2 protein-coding genes and 1 pseudogene are annotated in these 2,692 nt (G+C 31.7%); all 3 read left to right on the plus strand.

Annotation, left to right across the window (positions count from 1 at the left end):
* The first annotated feature begins 655 nt into the window (after window positions 1-655).
* A complete protein-coding gene (locus tag V2H77_RS00880) occupies window positions 656-1,642 on the plus strand; it encodes a glycosyltransferase (protein WP_341497293.1) in 987 nt (328 codons plus the stop codon).
* A 550-nt stretch (window positions 1,643-2,192) separates the two neighbouring features.
* The gene (locus V2H77_RS00885) at window positions 2,193-2,519 is read left to right on the plus strand and encodes a phage holin, lambda family (RefSeq protein ID WP_049582457.1); all 327 of its coding nucleotides are present in this window, start codon (window positions 2,193-2,195) and stop codon (window positions 2,517-2,519) included.
* A gap of 9 nt (window positions 2,520-2,528) precedes the next feature.
* A pseudogene (locus V2H77_RS00890) lies at window positions 2,529-2,692 on the plus strand (structural protein); the annotation flags it as partial.

The following is a 2,692-nucleotide window of genomic DNA, read 5'->3' on the forward strand; positions in this document are numbered from 1 at the left end:
TTATCCAGTTTAATCTGATGTTATTTAATGTTAACTATCCATATAAGATAATAAGTTAATATTTCAATAGCTAATTTTACGATTATAATTAAATGTTCTCATCTATTCATTAAATAAAAGCTATTTAATTATAGATGAAATAAGAGTGGTATCCACATAAATACTTAACTTAATATTTTCTGCCAATTATAGTATGTAAGATTCACATCTTCTATATTATTGATGAAGGTAAATATAGTTAATGTTTTTACTCCTCCTATATTATTTCCTTCCATTTCTTGCACTTGGTTATATATGGTTTTTTCACCTTAAAATGTTTAATTGCATTTGTATGTGGAAAATCATAGTAATCTTGGCAAGTCCAAAATATTCTGTTAATTTTATCTGCTATATTTACCGATTTATTTAAACTGTTCCAATTGGTTCTGATCACTATCGCTATCCTTACAAGAGACAGTAATACCTAAATTCCCGATATATCCTTCCATCATTATCACACTTAATTGTTTGCTTTTTTGATGAAAATTTTTAACTCCATCTATAACTGACGCTTAAAGTATTGTATGGTCTGTGAATAGCAATGGGGAAAAGGCACATTTTTACTATGAAAATAATATTTTTATCAAAAACAACTAACTTATTAAAAGGACTATAGATGTTTAAGTTTGATATTACTATCATTATCCCTATATTTAACGATGAAAACAATATAGTCTATTTGTTGGATTCAATATCTGTACAAGAAAATGTTAATTTTGAGGTTGTCATTATTAATGATGGCTCAACGGATAATAGCTTGGAAGTCATTAATGAATATAAAAAAAGAGATAATAGAATACGGATATTCAATCAAGAAAATCGTGGTGTTTCAATAGCTAGGAATGATGGCATAAAATATGCGAGAGGAGAGTGGGTTTTATTTGTTGATAGTGACGACTGGTTGAAACCACAAATACTAAGAAAATGGCTTGATCAAGCTATTGAACAGAAATTAGATGTGTTAATTGGCAATGGAGTCAGTTTTACAGAAGATCCATTTTCACAAGAGAATAAAAGGATAACACGTAGACAACCTTATGGCCGGGTATTAACGGGTAAAGAGTGGATAGAATATTGTGTTGAATGTAGAGAATGGCCACATTTTGTTTGGTTACAACTTATTAAAAAAGATCTTATTATAAATAACCAACTAAGTTTTAGAGAAAATACCCTTCATGAAGATATCTTATGGACAATTAATTTGTCACTTATAGCGAATCGAATTGGATTTTGTGAGGAGTTATTATATTGTTATCGACATAATTTGGAATCAATAACTCGCTCAAGAGAAATTAAAAAATTATATCATCGGGCTGATAGTTATATTACTGTCGTTGATTCAATTATTGAAATCTCAAAAGAGATTAAAGGTGAAAAATCGTTAAGAAGATCACTGAGCCGTCATGCAATACGAGAGGTTGGCAGTTTTTTTATTTTGTATAGAAAAAGGATACAAGATCCCTCCTTAAAAAAATTACTTGCGAAACGTTTTGTTGAGAAAATTGCTCTGAGAGATTTATTACTAGGTGTACATGATTATCATGAATTATGGTTTATTATACGTTGTAATTTAATCTTAGTATTAAGGAGATTTATGGGCTAGTGGTTATGATATGCTAGAATTTATTTTTCTAGGTTAAATGATTGAGAATATCAGCATACATTTAGGGATACTTGAGCAATTTGATAAGAACAAAGGTATTTATATTAGAAGAGGGAAGAGTGATTTAGCCTTGATTTAGCACTTATTTTGCTTTTAAATGAATCAGCAAAAATGAGGTCTCTATAACAAAACAACAATATATTTCAGAGTTTAAATATATGGTACTCATGTTGCTACTCAAAATCAGCAAGTACAAGGTAAGGTAATAACGCCTTGTTTTTTAATTTAGGGATAGGGTATTGAAATAGTTAATGCCTGAATAAATTATATATCTGTTAATTATTATTATTCCCTTATACGTAATGATACACAACCAGAGTTTGTTGATGAGCTCGGTATTATACTAAATGCAAGTAATCACCTTATAAAATTTAAGGCTGCGCTATGTGTGGCCTTTTCTTATTCTACTGATTTCGCAGTATTCCTATTAACTCAAATTTAAGGCTACACGGCAGCCTATGGATTCCCATTATATGAATGGGAGTAAAGGATGAAATACATGGATAAACAGCCTGACATCTGGATGCAGCTATGGGTATGGCTGCTGTCAGTCAAAGAACAGGGTATAGGTGCGGCACTAGCTGCCGCAATGGCTTATCTCAGAGGTCGATATAACGGCGGTAAATTTTGGACGACAATTATGGATTCTATTATGTGTGCCATGATTGCCTGGTTTATCCGTGATGTGTTGAAGTTTTTTGGTATGAGCACGGACTTGGCTTACATCGGCAGTGTCATTATTGGTTATCTGGGAACTGACTATTTTGGTCAGATCTTAAGAAAAGTTGTTAATAACAAAACAGGTAATAAACAGTAGGAGTGAATTATGAGTAGAGGTATTCGAAACAATAACCCTGGCAACATTCGTTGGGGTGATGATTGGCAAGGCTTGGTACCGGAATCACAACGTACCGACCAATCTTTCTGTCAGTTTGTCAGTCCTGAATATGGTATTCGGGCAATGATTAAAATTTTGTATAATTACAATCG

The organism is Photorhabdus sp. P32 (genome assembly GCF_038085095.1).
Taxonomy (GTDB): domain Bacteria; phylum Pseudomonadota; class Gammaproteobacteria; order Enterobacterales; family Enterobacteriaceae; genus Photorhabdus; species Photorhabdus luminescens.

Coding starts and splice junctions, on each gene's coding strand:
- V2H77_RS00880 (WP_341497293.1), top strand. CDS start 656: ATGTTTAAGTTTGATATTACTATCATTATCCCTATATTTAACGATGAA.
- V2H77_RS00885 (WP_049582457.1), top strand. CDS start 2,193: ATGAAATACATGGATAAACAGCCTGACATCTGGATGCAGCTATGGGTA.